Raw genomic sequence first — 17626 nt, 5'->3', positions numbered from 1 at the left:
GGCGGAGCTGGTCGCCGAGGGGCTGCTGCGCACCCGCCCCACCGGCTGGTACTGGGCCGGGCGGGGCCGGCCGGACGTGGACATCCGCGGCAGCGGTGCCGCGCCGGTGTCGATCATCGAGGGCGCGCCCGGCCTGCTGCCACATCGAGGCCAGCGTGCCCGGGTAGCCGGCGAGCACGACGGCGTCGAGCCCGGCGATGTCGATCCCCAGCTCCAGGGCGTTCGTGGTCGCCACCCCCAGCAGCACCCCGGTCGACAGCGCCCGCTCCAGCTCCCGCCGCTCCTCGGGCAGGTATCCGCCGCGGTAGGAGTCGACCCGGGAGACCAGGTCCGACCGGCCGCGGGAGCGCAGGATCGCCCGCGCCTGCTCGGCGACGGACTCCGCGCCGCGGCGGGAACGCACGAACGCCAGCGTGCGGGCGTTCTGCTCGACCAGGTCGGCCAGCAGCCCGGCCGCGTCGGCGGCCGCCGACCGGCGCAGCGGCGCACCGTGCTCGCCGGTCCGCTCCGTCAGCGGCGGCTCCCACAGCGCGAAGGTCGCCCCCGGACGCGGCGAGCCGTCCTCGGTGACCGCCGTGACCGGGGCACCGACCAGCCGGCCGGCGGCCAGCGCGGGGTCGGCCACGGTCGCCGACGCCAGGACGAACACCGGGTCGGCGCCGTACCGGCGGCAGATCCGCCGCAGCCGGCGCAGCACGTGCCCGACGTGCGAGCCGAACACGCCCCGGTAGGCGTGGCACTCGTCGACGACCACGTAGGCGACCCGGCGCAGCGTGCTCGACCACTTCTGGTGGGCCGGGAGCACGCCCCGGTGCAGCATGTCGGGGTTGGTCACGATCCAGCGCGAGTGCCGCCGCACCCACTCGCGCTCCTCCATCGGGGTGTCGCCGTCGTAGGCCGCCGGCCGCACCGAGGAGTCGGCCAGCTCGGCGACGGAGGCCAGCTGGTCCCGGGCCAGGGCCTTGGTGGGGGCGAGGTAGAGCACGCAGGCGCGCGGGTCGTCGGCGAGCGCGGTCAGCGCGGGCAGCTGGTAGGCCAGCGACTTGCCCGACGCCGTCCCGGTGGCGACGACGACGTGGCTGCCGGCTCGCGCCAGCTCGGCCGCCTCGACCTGGTGGCTGAAGGGCGCCGGCACGCCGCGCTCGGCCAGCCGGTCGCGCAGCGGCGTCCCGACCCACTCCGGCCACTCCGCCAGCCGGCTGGGGCGGGCCGGGAGCCGGTGGACGTGGGTCACGGGGTCGTCGTCGGCATCCGTGCCGGACAGCAGGGCCTCGAGCAGCTCGGTACCCGGCAGCGCGCCACCGGCCGGGTCGGGCACCGACTCCGGCGGCGCGTCCGCGGGTGGCCGGACGGAGCGCAGGGACGTCACCACCCCACTGTCACACCGGTGCGCAACCCACTGCCCGGCCCACCACCCGCGGGCGGTGTTCGGCCGGCCCGTCGAGGCGACCGTCACCGACCCGGCCAACCCCTACGTGCTGGGCCCGCAGCTCTGCTGTGCCGCCGCAGAGCTGCCGCTCACCCATGACGACCTGGCGGACTTCGGCGGCGAGGTGGCCGAGGCGCAGGTGGCGGAGCTGGTCGCCGAGGGGCTGCTGCGCACCCGCCCCACCGGCTGGTACTGGGCCGGGCGGGGCCGGCCGGACGTGGACATCCGCGGCAGCGGTGCCGCGCCGGTGTCGATCATCGAGGGCGCGACCGGCCGGCTGCTGGGCACGGTCGACGGCGACGCCTCGCACGCGACCGTGCACACCGGTGCGCTCTACGTGCACCGCGGCGAGACCTACGTGGTCGACGAGCTCGACGTGGTGGACGCCTGCGCCGTGGTGCACCCGGAGAGCCCGGAGTGGACGACGGTGGCCCGGGACACCGTCGACCTGTCGATCGTCGCCACCGACCGCACCCGCCGGCTGGGCACCGTCACCGCACACACCGGCGTCGTGGACGTCACCAACCAGGTCGTCGCCTACCAGCGGCGGCGGCTGGGCACCGGCGAGGTGCTCGCCGAGTTCCCGCTGGACCTGCCGCCCCGCCAGCTGCGCACCCGGGCGGTGTGGCTGACGCTGGACGAGCGGGCCATCGCCCGCGCCGACGTCGACGACGCGGCACTGCCCGGCTCGCTGCACGCCGCCGAGCACGCCGCGATCGGGCTGCTGCCGCTGCTGGCCACCTGCGACCGCTGGGACCTCGGCGGGGTCTCCACCGCCCTGCACCCGGACACCGGCGCGGCCACGATCGTGGTCTACGACGGCCACCCGGGCGGGGCCGGTTTCGCCGAGCGCGGGTACGCGGTGCTGCGGGACTGGCTGCAGGCGACCCGGGCCACGGTGGCCAGCTGCGAGTGCGAGTCCGGCTGCCCGTCGTGCGTGCAGTCGCCCAAGTGCGGCAACGGCAACGACCCGCTGGACAAGGCCGGCGCGGTCCGGGTGCTCGACGTGGTGCTCGACGAGCTGGCCGGCGCGCCCGAGCTGACGGCCGAGGAGGCGGAGGTGACCCGCCGGCCGGCGCCGCGATCGGGCCTGTTCGGCACCAGCGCCCCGGCCGTGACCGACCCCGCCGCCGACGCCGGTGCGACCGGCTCCGACCCCGACGACCTCGTCTTCTGACCCGGCTTCCGGCGGTGCCGGGCCGGCCCTGGCCCGGGCCGGGGCGTCGACGACGCCGAGCGGACCCAGCCGGACGGGGACGTGCACCCGCAGCTCGACGACCGCGCCGGAGGTGACGGCGCACGAGTCCACGACGGCCCCGTTCGCCTGCGCGATCTCCTCGGCGACCGCGCAGGCGGCCGGGTCGCCCAGCACGGCCCGGCCGGCGGCGGCCAGGGCCGCCAGGTCGGCCGCCGAGGCGGCGCGGTGCCGGGCCACGACCGCGGCGCCGACGAGCACCGTGGCGACGCCGACCAGGGCCAGCAGCCCGGCCAGCGCGACCATCCACACCGTGGCCGAGCCGCGCTCCCCGTCGTCGGCCGGCTCGGGCCCGGTCACGGCGGACCGCCCGCTGCTGGTTCGCGGACACCCGTCGCCGTCGCCGTGACCTCCACCCGCCAGGGCAGCGGCCCCAGCGGGGCGACCGTGGCCGCGACGGTGACCCGCACCGTCTCCCCCACGCCCAGGTCCGTGGTCGCCCCGTCGGGTGCGGCCTGCGCCGCCAGCTCGTGCACCACGGCCGCCGGCTCGCCGCGCGCCGCCGCCCGGGCCCCCTCCCGGGCGGCGTCCACACAGCGCAGCTGGGCACCGACCACGACGACCGCCGCCACCGCCCCGGCCAGCACGAGCAGGAGCACGGGGAGCACCACGGCGGTCTCCGCGGTCACCATCCCGGCCTCCCGGGAGCCGCCGGACCGGCCGGTGCGGTCGGGTGTCGACACGTCGACTCAGGCGAGCGTGGCGAGCGCGGTCTGCACGAGCTCGCCCAGCGCCGCGACCACCGATCCGCCGGTGACCACCTGGTAGAGGACGGCGGCGAAGGCGCAGGCGGCCACCGTGCCGACGGCGTACTCGGCCGTCGGCATCTCTCCCTCTACAGGGCCACTGACCAGGCTCGATACCCCGGAGCCGTCGCAGCCACCGGGTACGGTACCCAACGTGTACCCGAGCCGACCGCAGATGCGCATGTCGCTGCGGGGTTCGACCCATCCAGTATCCCAGCCATTCACGGCTGTTCACGGTCGTTCACCGCTGCCCGTGTGCGGTTGGTCACAAGTGATTGTCGTGACTGGCGGCAGCCGCACCGTGCCCCGCCGTGAGCAAGCGAAGCGCAATCCAGAGCAGTCCCAGCAACGTCGTCACGCTGACCACGGTCGGCGAGTGGATGAACGTCGAGGAGGTCTGCGAGCTCGTCGGCGTCAGCCGCTCGACCCTCGACGACTGGCGCAAGCGCGACGTGAACCCGTTCCCCGCGCCGCGCAAGCTGCCGAACCGCTCACTGCGGTATCGCCGCGCCGACGTCGCCGCCTGGCTGGACGCGCTGCCGCTGGCGGCCTGACGTGACCACCCCCGCGACCGAGTGGGTCGCCTCCGAGCACGTCTACGTGTGGCCGTCGGTGCAGCCCCGCAAGGGCGCCCGCGGGCAGACGTTCGTCGTCAAGTGGAAGGTCGCCGGCCGTGAACGGTCCCGCAGCCGCCCGGCCGCCCCGGGTCGCCGCCCCGACGCGCACGCTGAGGCGTTCCGGGGCGAGCTGGCCCGCGCGCAGCTGAACCCGGCCGGCCGCTGGCACCGGGTGAGCGGGCTGCCCGAACACCTGCACCTCGCGGAGCTTCCCGAAGATGAACCGGGCGACGCCACCGACGCGCTGACCGTCGCCCGAGACGTGGTCGTCGCGGAGTGGCGGGGTGACAGCCCCGGCAACCGGAAGAGCCGCGTGGAGACGATGGCGTGTGTCGTCGCGGCGCTGACCACTGCCCCGTTCCTCCGGGGCGTGGAGCTCGAGCACGTCCGGCGCGCGCTGCGAGACGTGCTGCTCCCACCGCCCGAGGGGCAGGTGTCCGACCCGAGCACGTTGGACGCGGAGGTTCGCGCCGCCGCGGCGTGGCTGCCCGACCACGTGCGCCCCGTCACCGACCTGACGCTGCCGGTGGTAGAGGAGACGCTGCTGGCCGCGTCGCGGAAGCTGAACGGCAAGCTGTACGCGAAGGACCGCCGAGGCTCGACCCGGGGATCGCTGTCGCTGCTGGCCGCCGAGGCGGTCCGCCGGGGGCTGCTACCGACGAACCCGGTCCGCGATGCAAAGCGGGTCAGCGAGATGGTGCCGGTCATCGTGGACCCGAACGCTGAGGTCCAGGAGGACCCGGATGCCGAGGTCGTCGACCCGGAGCGGGTGATGAGCGCCGACCAGTGCCGCGCGTTCTGCGCTGAGGTCCGCAACGTGTCGTGGGTGTCGTGGCGGTTCGCGGTGTTCTGGACGCTGCTGTGGACGACCGGGATGCGCCCGAGCGAGGCGTTCGGCATTCGGAACGTGCACAGGCGCCTCCACCTGCCCGAGGAGGGCTGGGGGTGGGTGAAGCTGTGGCGCCCGACGGTCGATGCGGGCGCGGCCCGGTGGACGGGCACGGGCAGCAAGCACGCGGACAAGACGACGCTGAAGGCGCGGGCGGTCGGGGTGGAGCGGCACGTGCCGCTACCGCCGGAGACGGTGACCGCGTTGCGTGAGTTCCTCACCCGCGCTGAGGTGCGGCCAGGGGCGCGGCTGTTCGTGAACAGCAACGGCAAGCCGTTCACCCTCGACCATCTCGGTCGAGTGTTCCGCACCGTGCGGGCGAAGCTGTTCCCCGACCCGGAGCCGACCGAGGCTGATCCGGAGCCGCCGCGGCATCCGCTGCGGGCGGTGACGCAGTACGAGCTGCGGCACTCCTACGTGACCACGGCCCTGGAGGCGGGCATCCCGGTCGCGAAGGTCGCCGAGCTGGTCGGGAACTCGGTCCCGACGATCAACCGGGTGTACGAGCGGCTGCTGACGGTCGCCGACGACACGTACGCAGAGAAGATGGGGAGCGTGTTCCAGTGACAGTCGAGGTGTGCCAGCTGACGCAGCTGCACGAGCCGGCCTGCACCGCGCCGGCTGTGGTCTCGGTCCGGGATCAGCACGGCGGGGAGAAGTGGGGCTGCGAGGTCCACGCTGCGGCTGCGCTGACCGCGGTCGAGGGGGCGCGGGTCGGCGCAGTGCACGACTGGGACGCGATGAGCCGGCTGCTCGAGCTGCCGTGGAACACCCGCTGAGCTCTGCGGCCCCGTGGAACGCAGCAGGCCCGGCCGGGTGATCAGTCCGGGCCGGGCCTTGCTGTGCTGCGTGGCAGGTGCGCTGCCTGGCGGCTATCGTGTCCGGCCGCTCAGGGGCAGACGCTACCCGCAGGCACGGACACGATCACGGGGTCTCGCTCGGGAGGGTGAGGACGACGATCGGGCCGTGCACGATGAGTGCCAGGTGGAGGCCGTCGAGCAGCGTGTCGGTGTAGGGCGTGCGCCGGCCGGTCTTCGTCGCGGTGGTGAGTGCGACGACGTACTCGGCCGGGGTGGGCAGCGCCTCCATGCGCTCGGACCGTCCGGGCTGGCACCGCCGCGTCCCGCAGGTCACGCGGACTGCCACCGCGTCGACCACCGGCACCGTCCCACCCATGCTCCCCATGAGCTCCGGCACACAGCAGCCGATCCCCGGAACTGTCCGCGCCGACACCTACCATCAGGCCACCATGACGAACCTGCCCCACGACGCCGCACCGAACGCCGCGTACACCACCGACCTCGGTGCTCTCGTCATCGGCGACAGCCTCGACATGCTCCGCGAACTCCCCGACGACAGCGTCGACCTGGTCGTCACCTCACCGCCGTATGACCGGCAGCCGAAGTACGGCAACGGTGAGACGTACAAGGACGACTGGTACCACGGGTTCTTCCTCAAGCTCACCGGCGAGATCCACCGGGTCCTCACACCGCGCGGCAGCTTCGTCCTCAACTACCGCAGCAAGCGGCACGGGAAGGAACGCGGCACGCTGCAGTACGAGCTCGTGTTCCGCCTCCGAGAGCAGGGATTCCTGTTCGCGGAGGACTTCGTGTGGGGGAAGCCCAGCCCGCCCCCGGGCCGGTTCAACCACTTCCTGAAGGACGCCGTCGAGTACTGCTTCCAGTTCGCGAAGACCGACGACTGGCAGTTCTTCCCCGAGCAGTGCCTGACGCCGGCCCGGTGGGACCGCAAGGACGTGGAGCGCCGGAAGAAGCTCGCGCACAACTTCGACCGGGCGAACGCGCCGAGCGGGCAGGGCCGCAAGCGGGTGCAGGCCGGGCCGGACATGGTGCGCCCGTCGACGCTGCTGAGCTTCGAGCCGGAGTTCCTCCCGAACCCGACGAAGCACCCCGCGCGGTTCCCGATCGGCTTGCCGGCGTTCTTCATCAACTTGCTGACCAAGCCCGGCGACCTGGTCGTCGACCCGTTCGGCGGGACGTGCACGACGGCGGTCGCCGCGGAGCAGATGGGGCGCCGGTGGCTCCTGGGTGAGCTGAACGCCGACTACACCGCGGTGCTCGCCGATCGGCTGGTCAAGGGTCGGTAGCGTCCGGCCACGTGCCGCACATCGCCTCCACTGTCGCCGCCATCGAACAAGCCCCGTCGCAGAACGCCCGGGTGCAGCTGCTGCGCCGCGTCCCGGAGGAGTACGGGGTGGCGCAGCACCGGGACGTGTACGCCGAGATCGCGCGGCAGGTGTTCGTGCCGGCACTCACGCCGGACTTCGGGTACGTGTTCCCCCGGCCGGAGTACGACCTGCCGCGGGTCCTGGAGGGATACCGGTCGGCGCATACGGCGACGGCGGGGTTCACCCGGACTGACGTGGACACGCTCGCGGAGGCGGTCCGGACGGATCCGCGTACGACGATCGTGTGGCGGCTGATCGTCGCGTACACGCCGACGGAGTTCGCGCAGGCAACGAAGCTGCTCGCTGAGGAGCTCGGTGCCCGTCCGGTCACCGATGCCCGGATCAAGCAGTTGGAGGGCGGTGAAGGTCGTCCTGCGACGGACGCTGAGGCGCGCATGATCGCGGAGGTGACCGCGCGGGCAGTCGACCGGACACTGTGGCCTGCTCCGGAGGACGGGCGCCGGCTCAAGCAGGACCGTCCCGACCTGGAGCATGGGTGGACGACGATCGCGTCGTTCGCGGAGTACGGCGTGCCTCTGCAGGTGTTCCTGCATCAGCGGAACTACGGCGGCGCGTTCCGCCAGCTGCTGGACGCGACTGGGTCGAAGCGCGGCGATGTCCTCGAGCAGGAGTTGGAGGACGAGTGCGTGGCCCGCGGCATCCCGTTCATCCGGACTGGCGCGCACAACCAGGCCGAGATCGAGCGCCGGTTCGGGTTGACGGTGCGTCCGGCGCCGGACTTCGTCTTCTTCGACGCGTCGGACACGGTGCGCGCGGTGTGTGAGGTGAAGCTGACCAACGATGGCGGGACGGCGCGGGACAAGGCGGGCCGGTTTTCCCTGCTGCGCGGTGAGTCGCAGCGGCTGGGTGGGTTCCCGGTGTTCGGGCTGCTGGACGGGGTGGGGTGGGCGCGGGTGTCGGATGCGCTGGGGCCGGTGGTGCGGGACTGTGACGGGCGGGTGTTCACCCGGTCGACGTTGCCGGACATGTTCGACGCGGATCCGTTCCCGCAGCTGGCGGGCCTCCTGTAGCGGCCCTACGCGGCGATCGCCTTCGCGGTGTTGACGAGCTCGTCGAGGGTGCCGAGGAACCCCGGGACGATGCGCGCGGCCACGTGCAGCTCGGCCTCGGTGAGGTCGCTGACCAGGCTGAGGCAGTGGGTGGTGATCCAGTTCAGCGCCTCGTCGATGCTGTCCGACGGGGGGCCTTCCTCCCCGCATTCGCACGCGCAGAACCAGCCGTAGTCCCGGACGCCGCGCAGTCGGGTGTCGTGTTCGGGCAGGTCGGTGAACGTGTACGGGGTGAGCCCCTGCATGGTCAGCGGCATGTTCCAGCGCGTCACCGCTTGCCGTCGCCGCGGAGGTCGAGGGTGCGGAGCTGGTCGAGGATGAGCGCCCGCACCTGCTCGGGCGTGAGGCCGGTCTGCACGTCGACGGGCACGATCCGCGCCGTGTCGGTGTGCACCGGGGGCAGGTCGCCGCCACAGTCGTCGCAGTACGGCTCGGGGCTGTCGGAGCCGACGACGATCGGAGTCTCGCAGCGGCAGTCGTCGCCCTCGATGACGGCCGCGAGGAGTCGGTCGACGGCCTCGGAGCTGAGTGCGGGGGCGGGGAGGGTGACGGCGTCGTCGATGCTGCGGCCGGCGAGCAGCACGATCAGGCCGACGAGGGACACGAAGACGACGGCCAGGCAGATGGTCAGCAGCATCGGGGGCTCCCAGGGTGCGGGGTGGTACGGCGAGGGGTGCCGCTCCCCTGTGACGGTCCGGAGCGGCACCCCTGCATGCACGTAGGTCAGGCCTTGCCCTCGAGGCGTTCCGCGGCCTTCCAGAGGTGCAGTTCGAGCTCCTCCAGCTCGCGGGCGCGGTCGAGGAGGCTTTCGGCCCGCGCCCGGAGGTCCTCGGCCTCGGCGTCGGCCTCGAGTGCCTGCGCGCGGAGCGTGCGTACGAGGTCAGCGGTCGACAGCTCAGCCACGGCGGGCCTCCTCGATGATGTCGGCGCCGGCGATGAGGTCCGCGGCGATCTGGCGCTGCTGGGCGGCCAGCGCGAGGGACTTCTCGGCGCGGCTCTCGAGGCCTTCGGCGACGGTGGTGGCCTCAGCGGCCTTGTCGCGGAGGACCTTCGCCGCGTCGACGGCGATGACGGGGACGAGGACGGACGGGGTGTCGGCGCTCTTGGCGCGGGTGCGTGGGGGCATGTCCCTCACCGTTCGGACCGGCCCGGGCGAATGCACGGAGCCAGCGGCGCCGCACTGTCGGTAGCAGCGGGCAGACTCGTCATCGTGACGTACACCTCTGCGCTGACCCACTACGACCAGCGCCGCGACCCGGTCGACCACGTCATCGAGAAGGTCCTCCCCGAGGACATCGGCCAGGTCCACGCGGTCCGACTGACCCGGTTCGACCGGCGGGGCGGGAACGGGCCGCACTTCCTGTCGGCACGCTGGTACGAGCGAGCGATGTGCGGGGCCGTGGTGAAGGTCCTGATGCCGCAGGAGTTCGACCCGGGTGAGGACGATGCGTGCCCGCGGTGTGTGGGCCCGGTGCTGCGTGGTGAGCGGGCGCCGGCGCCTCCGTGGATGGATGACGAGCCACCGCTGCCGCCGGAGGACGAGGAGCAGCCGGTCAGCTGACGATCGTCGCGGCGAACCCGAACGGCTCGGCGCGCTCGAAGTCTCCGCCGAGGGTGATGTTGTCGGGGGTGGGCGGAGCGAACTCGCAGTCGGTGTGGTGCTCCAGCCAGCGGGTGTGCACCTCGTGGACGTGGGGGACCCAGTCGTGCTCCACGGTGAGCTCGGCGCCGCAGCGGCACGAGTCGGTCAGTTTCACGCGCCCTCCCCACGCGGCAACGCCAGGCCGTGGTCGATCAGCACCCCGCCGAGCTCCCGACCGAACACCGCCTTCTGCTCCGCGGTGAACTGAGCCCGCGTGAGCGCCTCCCGCACGACGGTGACCAGCACCGTCGCCATCGCCTCATCGAGCTGCTGCCGACGCTCTTCGACACCGGCCGACAGGGCACCCCGCGACACCGCCGCGAGGTCCTTGACCGCGTCTCGGTACAGCAGGACGACCGGGTGCAGCAGCGCGTCCTTCTCCCGCATGGTGGCGACGACGTCCCCGAGGTACTGCACGTCGCCGGCGGTCCGCTGGATCGCCTCGGTCAGCGCCTCGTGCGGGCTGATGTCGCGGCGCAAGCCCATCGACTCCACGGCCGCTGACGCCTTCCGTAGCGCCTCAGTCTTCGCCGCGGCGGCCTTCACCTGCGGTGCAGCGCCACCGTGAGACCGGCACACCGTTGCGCCCTTGATCGGCGCCTTCCGGCACGGCCGCAGCTGCCCGGCATCGTCGTCGACGTGCCCGGTGCACTTCCGCGAATCGTGCTCATGCCCGCAGCCCTTCGCACACGCCTTCATGGGTGCCCCCTTCCCCAACTTCTCCACAGGTGGTGGACCGTCCGCGGTCACGCGTCGCCGTCGGGGAGGTCAGCGCCACGGATCCGGTGGCCGATGGCAGCGCCCAGCAGTCGCTCGTTGATGCGGCCGGGGCGTACGTCGTCGTCGACCGGGTCGTGCTCGTCGGCGATCACGGCTCGCCGCTCGATGTCGTCGACCAGGTGCGGGGCGACGCCGGCCGCACGGAGCGCGGTGAGGTAGGAGCGGGGCACGACCTCCTCTGCGCGCGGGGAGGACTGGATGCCGATCGGGTGGTCGGCGGGCAGCTCGTCGAGGCCGGCCGGCGATTCGTTCCGTTCCGTTCCGTCGAGGATGGAACGGAACGCGCCGTCCCCGATGGAACGGAACGCGCCGTCCCAGCGCGGATCGTCGAGACCGGGCCCGTCGGCGTAGATGGCCTCGAGGCCGGCGCCGAGGAGGGTGGCCTTGATGTGGTCGGGCCACCCGATGCGCCGGCTGCACTCGAACAGGCGGTCGAGGAGTGCCCACGCGTCGGCTTCGGTGCGCGGTAGGCCGTGGATGGCGAGCTCGGCGTGGACGGTGTGGGTGGCGCGGGTATCGGGGGTGATGCCGATGACGCCGGCGATGAACGTGTACACGAGCGCCCAGGCGCCCCAGAGGTCGTCGGGCTGGGTGGGGTTCGGGTCAGGGGTGGTCATGCTGTCGACGGTCCTGACCGGGGTGGCCGGATGCAGGTAGCTGACCTCCGCCAGTTGGCGAGCTGCGGCGAGGTCCGGCGAGGTGGCGAGCTCGCTGACTTCCCCACCTCCGCCAACCTCCGCCTGACCTCCGCCAGGCGGAAGTCTCCTCAACCTCCGCCATCTTCCGCCCGCCCTACGTAGTAGGCGGAAGTGGAGGAGGAGGAGGTGGTGAAGATGTAGTGACCGACCTCCTCCCCGCTGGCGGAGGTCGACGGTGCGCCCGCGGTGCGCTCTCACACTCGAACGGGTCAGCCCATTGCCTCGCAGGGAGGCGCTGACACAGTGGGAGAGGCAGGGCAGCGGTCTCCCGCTGGAAGGGCCCCCGGGGTGGTAGCCGGGGGCCCTTCGTCATGCCCGCACACCCGTCCGAGGGAGCTCCTTGCATCTGACGGTCGCGCTCTCACGGTCACCGACGTCGCCCGCTGGCTACCACTTGGACCGGCTCCTCTGGTCCCTCCCGCGCGCGGCAGACGGGAGACCCCTGATGACCATGCCCGACGAGACCTCGCCGTTCGACCTCGCCGACTGGGCCGACGTGCCCAGCTCTGCGGACGTGACGAACCTGGATGAGGCCCGCGCTGCCCGTGAGCAGCGCACCGAGCGTCGGTTCCTCGACCCGCTGGACCTCGAGCAGCAGCGCGCCGCGGCCCTCATTCGTGAGCAGGCCCGCCAGGACGCGCTCCGGGAGCTGGCCGAGAAGGCCGCCGAAGAGCGGCTGAACAAGCCGGCACTGGAGGTGGCGAACGTCGACGACCTGCCGATGTCGCTGCTCGGTGAGGCGACGAGCATCGAGCAGGAGGACATCGAGGCGGCGATGGTGACCCGCCCGGTGACGCTGTTCGACGCGATGCGGATGGCTCGGAAGGCGAAGGCGGCACCGACGGCGTTGGAGTTCGCCGCCGCTGAGGGTGCGCTGCTGTACCGGGGCAAGAGCAACGGCATCAGCGGCGAGTCCGGCAAGGGCAAGTCGACCATCGCGAAGATGGCCGTGCACCAGGAGGCCGTCGGTGGCCGGTGCGCGCTGTTCATCGACCGGGAGAAGGACGTCGCGAACTTCTGCGAGACGATGGTCGAGTTCGGTGACCTGACCGATGAGCAGATGGCGCGGGTCTTCTACTGGAACCCGACGAAGAGCACCGCGGAGCTGATGCCGGTCATCCTGGGGTTCGCGAAGAAGTACGGCATCGACCTGGTCGTCATCGACTCCGTGTCGCGGGACCTCATCAAGTTCAGCCCGACGTCGAACGAGAACGACAACAACGACGTGCGCCGCTGGTATGACGCGTGCGTCGACCCGCTCGTCCGGTTCGGGCTGACGCCGTTCCTCATCGACCACGTGACGAAGCCGCAGGACGGGCCGGGTGGGCCGAAGGAGTCGCTGTACGCGAAGGGTGCGGCGGCGAAGCGGGAGGTCATCACGGGGCACGCGATGATGACGCGGTCGGTGGTGCCGTTCGCGCGGGGCGTGGCGGGCTGGTCGAAGGTGGTGTGTGCGAAGGACAACAACGGCACGTTCGCGGAGGGGTCGGTCGTGGCGGAGTTCCACGCGACGCCGGGTGCGGGGCGGACGGTGTTCGAGCTGCGGCCGTCGTCGCAGGCGGTGGATGAGAACGGCAAGGCGCTGCCGACGGTGCTGATGGAGCGCGTGTCGGCGTTCCTGGCGGAGGCTGGGCCGGGGCAGTCGACGAACAAGGTCGTCACGAACGTGAAGGGCAACGAGGACGCCATCAAGCGGGCGGTGCAGCAGCTGGTCAAGGACGAGTACGTGACGGTCGAGACGGGTGCTGCGCGGGGCGCGACGCTGTACACGCTGGCGCGGCCGTACTCCCAGGAGGCGGATGCGCGGGTGAAGGCGGCGAAGACTGCGGCCGCGTCGGCGGCGCCGGGCGGGTTCGGTACGAACGGCAAGGCGGGGTCCTGGTCGAACGACGACCCGTTCTGAGCTGCTGAGTCGTGCTGAGGGCCCTGGGGACTACTCCCTGGGGCTTTCGGCCCTGTTCAGGGGGCGGTGAGCCACGCGGGGGCGATCTCGGCGTCGGGGTAGATCCGAGGCTGGTCCGCCGGGTCCGGTACGCCACGCCAGAGGTCACGGGCCCATCGGCGCGCTTCGTCGCGTTCGGCTTGCAGGCGGTCGACGCCGGCTTGCGCGTCGGCGAGGGCAGCGTCGGCGGTGCGGAGCGCGTCTTCGAGTTGCCGGATGCGTTCGCGGGCGTCTGCAGCGTCGTCTTGGGCAGCGGCGAGCTCGGTGAGGCGTTCGTCGTCGGTCAGCTGAACGAACTGCGGCCGGGACTCCAGTTCGCGGATGCGGGCGTTGGCGGCACCGAGGGCTGTGCTGGTGGCGCCGAGTTGGGCGAGGAGGCGGTCGTCGGTCATGGGCGGATCGTGCCTGCTGGGTGAGACCCGTGCACGCGCCGGTAGGGGTCCGGACGGTGAGGGGGGCGACGCCGGTTCCCCTTCCCCGGCCGCAGATGGAGCCCCTGATGAGTACCGTGGACCTGACCCCGATCAAGGCGCGGCTGGCAGCAGCCACCCCCGGCCCTTGGAGCGGCGAGTACCACCAGTGGGACCAGGACGTCGCCTCGCACGTCACCCTGTGGGTGGCCGGCGACGACGCTGACGGCTTCCCGCGCGACGAGGACGAGACGCTGCCGACCGCCGCGGACGTCGACCTGTTCGAGCACGCGCCGGCGGACCTGGCCGCGCTGACCGCGGAGGTCGAGCGGCTGCGGGCCCAGGTCGCGGAGCTGCTGCCGTACGCCCAGGCGGGCGCGGAGGCGCTGGACTACCGGGAGCCGTACGGACCAGTCGACGGGCACGAGGCCCTCTGCGACCGGGCCGACGAGATGTCCGACCGCATCGCCGCCGGCGAGTTCGACCAGGTGCGTCGTGGCTGACCTGGACACCGCTCTGGACCCGCTGCGCGACCTTCCCGTCAGCGAGTACCCGCTGTTCCACATGGTCGCCGCGTTCGGCCTGGAGCGCCTCGCCGGCGCCGTGGACGTGGAGGCGAAGCTGTCGGTGATGGCTGACCTGCGCCGCCAGCTGGAGGGAGCGCTGTTCGTGCTGGACGGTGAGCTCCGCGCGTCGCTGTCCCGGCCGGCCTCCGACCCGCTGGCTGGGCTGTTCGCTGACGGGGAGGGTCAGCTGTGACGGCGCGGAGCTGACCGGCTGAGGACAGCAGCGACCCCCGCCCACGGAGCCTGTGTGGGCGGGGGTCTTCCCCTGCACGCGGAACCCCTTCGCGCGTGTACCGGCCACGGTGCCGGGGTGCGTGGAACGTGCACGGGTCCAGGGTGAACGCGCTGGTCAGGGGCTCGAAAAGAAAATCTGGAGATTCTGGCTGACCTACTTGCCGGACCCCCTCCGGCGCGGACGGTGAGGTCCAGAGGCGCTACCCCGGCACCTCGGACCCCACCCGTAGGAGCCCGCCATGACCACCTCCACCAGCCCTGACTTCACCGGCTACGGCCAGCCGTGGACCGCCCCGGTCGACCGTCCCGCCGAGAACGCCGCAGCCTCCTCGGTCACTTCGACCGTCGGACGTACCGCGGTCGTCACGATGAAGACCCGCGAGCAGCTGGACGCCGAGGCAGCCGCAGCGTCCGGTGCCGCGGCCGCGTTCGACCTGCACACCGCCGAGTCCGCGCTCCGGTCGGCGCTGCGGCAGCTGACCGGCCCGGACGCTGCCCGCGCCGAGGCCGCCCTGAACCAGCTGCAGCGGATCACCGTGTGGGACGGACCGGCCCGCTGCTCGTGCGGTGAGCCGGCCCTGGAGACCGTGTCGGCCCGGTTCGCCGGCCTGTGCTGGGCGTGCCGCGACGACGTGCTGCACGCGACGACCCCCGAGGCGTGGACCGCCCCGTTCTGACCCTCACCTCGCGCGGCTGGCAGCCACGCCGGGTTCGAGGCCCGGGCGCGCACTCCCCGACCCAAACGACACCCCTGCCCCCCTGCACGCGAAAGGCCCCATCATCATGGCTCTCCGGACCCGCAAGCCGACCGGTCTCGTCCCCTACCCGTTCATCCTGCTCGAGGGCGTGGAGGGCTCCGGCAAGACGTACGCCGAGCTCGCCCTGAGCTCCTCCAAGCGGATCGGCCGGTTCTTCCACTTCGACCTCGCCGAGGGCTCCGCCGACGAGTACATGACGCTCGGCAACTTCGAGGTCGTGGAGCACAACGGCACGTACGGCGACATCCTCGGCCAGCTGCGCGAGATCGCCGCTCTGCCGCACGACCCGGCCGCTCCGAACGTCATCGGCATCGACAGCCTGACCGCGCTGTGGTCGATGCTCACCACCGCGGCGCAGAACACCGCGAACGAGCGCGCGAAGCGGAAGGGCCGCGGCGGCGACTCCGACGCCGACATCACGATGGACCTGTGGAACAAGGCCAAGAGCCAGTGGCGGGCCGTCGTCGACCTGCTCATGACGTTCCCCGGCATCGTCGTCGTCACCTCCCGCGGCAAGGAGGTCGCGGAGGTCGTCGGCGGGAAGCCCACCCCGAACAAGATCTGGAAGGTCGAGGCGGAGAAGTCCCTCGGCTACGACGTGAACGTGTGGGTCCGGTTCACCGCGCCGCGCACTCCGGTCCTGGTCAAGGCGCGGTCGCTGCGTCCGGAGATGCAGGTCCCCGAGGGCCGTACTCGGCCACTGGGGTCGGCGTTCAACCTGGACGCGCTCATCTTCGACGCGATGGGTTGCGGCGCCGGCAACACCGGGGCGCGGGTCATGCCGTCGCTGTCCGCGGACGAGGTCACGGTCGCGGAGGGCAAGGCCGCGATGGCGTCGGCGCTCGGCCTGGCGGCCGGGCTGCCGGCCGACCTGACCGCGCGGCTGAAGACCATCGCCGGTGAGCTGTGGACCGGCGCCGGGTTCAGCAGCGACCAGGAGGCCACCATCGCCCGCGGCAAGCTGGACGAGCTCCTGAAGGCGGCTGCGGTCGCCGGTCAGGACGCACGCAAGCCGGCCGCGCCGGCACCGGCTGCCGACCCGTTCGACCCGATGGCCGACTACGACGCGAACGCTGAGGCCGCGTGATGGGCCGCGCCACTGACCCGGGCCCGGTCGACGCCGTCCGCCGCGCCCTGAACGTCCTCGCTGAGGGCCGCGGGTACACCGACGCGACGAACGCCAGCATCGCGACGGCGACCGGCCGGACCCCGAACGCGAAGCGGAAGAGCACGCAGGTCGGGTACGCGCTCCGCACGCTGCGGGAGGCCGGCGAGATCCGGGTCGAGTACGACCCGGCCGCCTCATCCCGCCGGATCCACCTCCAGCAGGGCTGACAGGAGGGCCGGCAAGGGGCCGCCAGAAATCTTGGTCGAGCCCCTTGCCGGACCCCCTCCGGCCGACACAGTGACCAGTACAAGCCAGCACCACCAAGCCCTGACTACCCCGGAACTCCACCCGGGCGAAGGGGCCCCTCGAACCCGGACCGCGAAAGCGCCTCCCCCGAAGCATGGCGGGGCGACGGCAGTAGCACCGGCAGGCAAGGGGACCCGTCAGGCAGGCTCCGTAGCTCAACAGGCAGAGCACCTCGGCCACCAGCCGCCCCGACAAGGGTGGGCAGCGGGAGCCGGGACCAGCGAGGGTTCGAGTCCCTCCGGAGCCCCAATCGGCCCACACCACTCACCGCGACGTGTGGAACCCCGAGAAGAGCCAGCCACCGGCCGGCACCCCGCACGAACCCCTAACGCAGCACCGAGGGAGCTGCACCCCGCACACCGCTCGACGGTGACGGGGTCGCTCCCCGCCACCGGACCACCGACAGAAACTCCCCACAGCCTCCGGAGGCGAACCCCATGTACCTCAGCACCCACGTGTTCCTCGGCACCGACAGCTACGGCTTCCGGTTCCTGAACATCACCGGCACCGACGGCACCACCCACGTCGCCCAGGACACCAGCGCGGTCTACCGCCTGTTCGTCCGGGCCGTCCGGGAAGCCCGTCAGCTCGGTGAGCTCGCGCACCACCCCGCCGAGGGCAAGGCCGAGGAGATCGCCCGGGAGAAGTTCCGGACGACGACCGAGGACCTGGCCCGCACCGTGTACCCCGAGTTCGCACCCGCCCTCACGGAGGTGCTGCTCGAGGTCGTCGGTACGCACGCGGCCCGCCGCGAGGTGTGCGGCACGTGCCGCGACATCGCTGGCGACCGCGAAGAGATGACTGTGGCCCTCGGCCTCGGCATCCCGCTCACCCTCGGCTGAGCCCCGACCGCCCCTGATCCGCCAGGGCCGGAAGATCACGCACGACCGGCAAGACGCCTCCGACGGAGAGGCACCGGCAAGACGCCCCACGGCCCCGCACCTGATCGACAGGTGCGGGGCCGCTCGTCGTTGCCGCGGATCTGGAC

At 72.5% G+C, this 17626-nt stretch carries 26 protein-coding genes and 1 tRNA gene; 15 read left to right on the top strand and 12 right to left on the bottom strand.

Features of this window, described 5'->3' with window-relative positions; translation table 11 throughout:
• On the bottom strand, positions 1-1369 hold a 1369-nt coding region (locus tag G5C62_RS28665), incomplete at its 3' end, for a DEAD/DEAH box helicase (protein WP_164700893.1).
• A gap of 55 nt (positions 1370-1424) precedes the next feature.
• Between G5C62_RS28665 and G5C62_RS10170 the strand changes: the two genes are divergently transcribed.
• Complete coding sequence (locus G5C62_RS10170) at positions 1425-2606, top strand: Zn-binding domain-containing protein (RefSeq protein ID WP_241175813.1); 1182 nt, start codon at positions 1425-1427, stop codon at positions 2604-2606.
• A gap of 374 nt (positions 2607-2980) precedes the next feature.
• Here the strand turns inward: G5C62_RS10170 and G5C62_RS10160 are convergent, their stop codons facing one another.
• Together G5C62_RS10160 and G5C62_RS28025 are read right to left on the bottom strand one after the other, a co-directional pair.
• On the bottom strand, positions 2981-3367 hold the full coding sequence (locus G5C62_RS10160; RefSeq protein WP_241175812.1) for a TadE family type IV pilus minor pilin: 387 nt from the start codon (positions 3365-3367) through the stop codon (positions 2981-2983).
• A 6-nt stretch (positions 3368-3373) separates the two neighbouring features.
• On the bottom strand, positions 3374-3511 hold the full coding sequence (locus G5C62_RS28025) for a DUF4244 domain-containing protein (protein ID WP_241175811.1): 138 nt from the start codon (positions 3509-3511) through the stop codon (positions 3374-3376).
• A 230-nt stretch (positions 3512-3741) separates the two neighbouring features.
• Between G5C62_RS28025 and G5C62_RS10150 the strand changes: the two genes are divergently transcribed.
• The 3 genes from G5C62_RS10150 to G5C62_RS10140 are packed head-to-tail and all read left to right on the top strand — an operon-like array spanning position 3742 to position 5715.
• Entirely contained in the window at positions 3742-3984 is a 243-nt protein-coding gene (locus G5C62_RS10150; RefSeq protein ID WP_206330565.1) for an AlpA family transcriptional regulator, read from the top strand.
• A gap of 1 nt (position 3985) precedes the next feature.
• A complete protein-coding gene (locus tag G5C62_RS10145) occupies positions 3986-5503 on the top strand; it encodes a tyrosine-type recombinase/integrase (protein WP_164700891.1) in 1518 nt (505 codons plus the stop codon).
• On the top strand, positions 5500-5715 hold the full coding sequence (locus G5C62_RS10140) for a hypothetical protein (RefSeq protein WP_164700890.1): 216 nt from the start codon (positions 5500-5502) through the stop codon (positions 5713-5715). Before G5C62_RS10145 ends, G5C62_RS10140 begins: the two co-directional genes overlap by 4 nt.
• A gap of 145 nt (positions 5716-5860) precedes the next feature.
• Here G5C62_RS10140 and G5C62_RS10135 read toward each other — a convergent pair whose 3' ends face one another.
• A complete protein-coding gene (locus G5C62_RS10135) occupies positions 5861-6025 on the bottom strand; it encodes a hypothetical protein (RefSeq protein WP_164700889.1) in 165 nt (54 codons plus the stop codon).
• Between the two features lie 160 nt (positions 6026-6185).
• Between G5C62_RS10135 and G5C62_RS10130 the strand changes: the two genes are divergently transcribed.
• Positions 6186-7043 (top strand): site-specific DNA-methyltransferase, encoded by an 858-nt coding sequence (locus G5C62_RS10130; protein WP_164700888.1) that lies wholly within the window; start codon positions 6186-6188, stop codon positions 7041-7043.
• Between the two features lie 11 nt (positions 7044-7054).
• Entirely contained in the window at positions 7055-8155 is a 1101-nt protein-coding gene (locus tag G5C62_RS10125; RefSeq protein WP_164700887.1) for a hypothetical protein, read from the top strand.
• A gap of 5 nt (positions 8156-8160) precedes the next feature.
• Here G5C62_RS10125 and G5C62_RS10120 read toward each other — a convergent pair whose 3' ends face one another.
• The 4 genes from G5C62_RS10120 to G5C62_RS10105 all read right to left on the bottom strand — a co-directional run bounded on the left by G5C62_RS10120 (position 8161) and on the right by G5C62_RS10105 (position 9320).
• Positions 8161-8451, bottom strand: a complete 291-nt coding sequence (locus G5C62_RS10120) for a hypothetical protein (protein ID WP_206330564.1) — start codon at positions 8449-8451, stop codon at positions 8161-8163.
• Positions 8452-8462: 11 nt separating this feature from the next.
• Positions 8463-8831 (bottom strand): hypothetical protein, encoded by a 369-nt coding sequence (locus G5C62_RS10115; RefSeq protein WP_164700885.1) that lies wholly within the window; start codon positions 8829-8831, stop codon positions 8463-8465.
• Positions 8832-8917: 86 nt separating this feature from the next.
• Positions 8918-9097, bottom strand: a complete 180-nt coding sequence (locus tag G5C62_RS10110; RefSeq protein ID WP_164700884.1) for a hypothetical protein — start codon at positions 9095-9097, stop codon at positions 8918-8920.
• Positions 9090-9320, bottom strand: coding sequence for a hypothetical protein (locus G5C62_RS10105; RefSeq protein WP_164700883.1), 231 nt, complete (start codon positions 9318-9320; stop codon positions 9090-9092). The genes G5C62_RS10110 and G5C62_RS10105 overlap by 8 nt, the downstream gene beginning before the upstream one ends.
• 84 nt (positions 9321-9404) lie before the next feature.
• On the opposite strand from G5C62_RS10105, the gene G5C62_RS10100 reads away from it, so the two are divergent.
• Positions 9405-9755: a hypothetical protein gene (locus tag G5C62_RS10100; RefSeq protein ID WP_164700882.1), complete on the top strand. Its 351-nt coding sequence runs from the start codon at positions 9405-9407 to the stop codon at positions 9753-9755.
• Here G5C62_RS10100 and G5C62_RS10095 read toward each other — a convergent pair.
• The 3 genes from G5C62_RS10095 to G5C62_RS10085 form a co-directional block, all read right to left on the bottom strand.
• Complete coding sequence (locus tag G5C62_RS10095) at positions 9748-9951, bottom strand: hypothetical protein (protein ID WP_164700881.1); 204 nt, start codon at positions 9949-9951, stop codon at positions 9748-9750. The two genes, G5C62_RS10100 and G5C62_RS10095, sit on opposite strands and share 8 nt — an antisense overlap.
• Positions 9948-10322, bottom strand: a complete 375-nt coding sequence (locus tag G5C62_RS10090; protein ID WP_164700880.1) for a hypothetical protein — start codon at positions 10320-10322, stop codon at positions 9948-9950. The genes G5C62_RS10095 and G5C62_RS10090 overlap by 4 nt, the downstream gene beginning before the upstream one ends.
• A gap of 260 nt (positions 10323-10582) precedes the next feature.
• On the bottom strand, positions 10583-11233 hold the full coding sequence (locus G5C62_RS10085; protein ID WP_164700879.1) for a hypothetical protein: 651 nt from the start codon (positions 11231-11233) through the stop codon (positions 10583-10585).
• 526 nt (positions 11234-11759) lie between these two features.
• On the opposite strand from G5C62_RS10085, the gene G5C62_RS10080 reads away from it, so the two are divergent.
• Complete coding sequence (locus G5C62_RS10080; protein ID WP_164700878.1) at positions 11760-13217, top strand: AAA family ATPase; 1458 nt, start codon at positions 11760-11762, stop codon at positions 13215-13217.
• Between the two features lie 56 nt (positions 13218-13273).
• Here G5C62_RS10080 and G5C62_RS10075 read toward each other — a convergent pair whose 3' ends face one another.
• The gene (locus G5C62_RS10075) at positions 13274-13648 is read right to left on the bottom strand and encodes a hypothetical protein (protein WP_164700877.1); all 375 of its coding nucleotides are present in this window, start codon (positions 13646-13648) and stop codon (positions 13274-13276) included.
• A 107-nt stretch (positions 13649-13755) separates the two neighbouring features.
• On the opposite strand from G5C62_RS10075, the gene G5C62_RS10070 reads away from it, so the two are divergent.
• From G5C62_RS10070 to G5C62_RS10040, 7 genes are all read left to right on the top strand, one after another.
• Positions 13756-14169, top strand: a complete 414-nt coding sequence (locus tag G5C62_RS10070) for a hypothetical protein (RefSeq protein ID WP_164700876.1) — start codon at positions 13756-13758, stop codon at positions 14167-14169.
• On the top strand, positions 14162-14425 hold the full coding sequence (locus G5C62_RS10065; protein WP_164700875.1) for a hypothetical protein: 264 nt from the start codon (positions 14162-14164) through the stop codon (positions 14423-14425). Before G5C62_RS10070 ends, G5C62_RS10065 begins: the two co-directional genes overlap by 8 nt.
• Before the next feature lie 280 nt (positions 14426-14705).
• Positions 14706-15143, top strand: coding sequence for a hypothetical protein (locus G5C62_RS10060; protein WP_164700874.1), 438 nt, complete (start codon positions 14706-14708; stop codon positions 15141-15143).
• 106 nt (positions 15144-15249) lie between these two features.
• A complete protein-coding gene (locus G5C62_RS10055; RefSeq protein WP_164700873.1) occupies positions 15250-16311 on the top strand; it encodes an AAA family ATPase in 1062 nt (353 codons plus the stop codon).
• A complete protein-coding gene (locus G5C62_RS10050; RefSeq protein ID WP_164700872.1) occupies positions 16311-16559 on the top strand; it encodes a hypothetical protein in 249 nt (82 codons plus the stop codon). Before G5C62_RS10055 ends, G5C62_RS10050 begins: the two co-directional genes overlap by 1 nt.
• 223 nt (positions 16560-16782) lie before the next feature.
• Positions 16783-16887: transfer RNA gene (locus G5C62_RS10045), tRNA-OTHER, on the top strand.
• A gap of 188 nt (positions 16888-17075) precedes the next feature.
• On the top strand, positions 17076-17480 hold the full coding sequence (locus tag G5C62_RS10040) for a hypothetical protein (RefSeq protein ID WP_164700871.1): 405 nt from the start codon (positions 17076-17078) through the stop codon (positions 17478-17480).
• The last annotated feature ends 146 nt before the right edge of the window (positions 17481-17626 follow it).

This window comes from Modestobacter sp. KNN46-3 (genome assembly GCF_011039295.1).
Note: the sequence above shows the minus strand (reverse complement) of the source record. Positions and strands in the feature narration are given on the sequence as shown.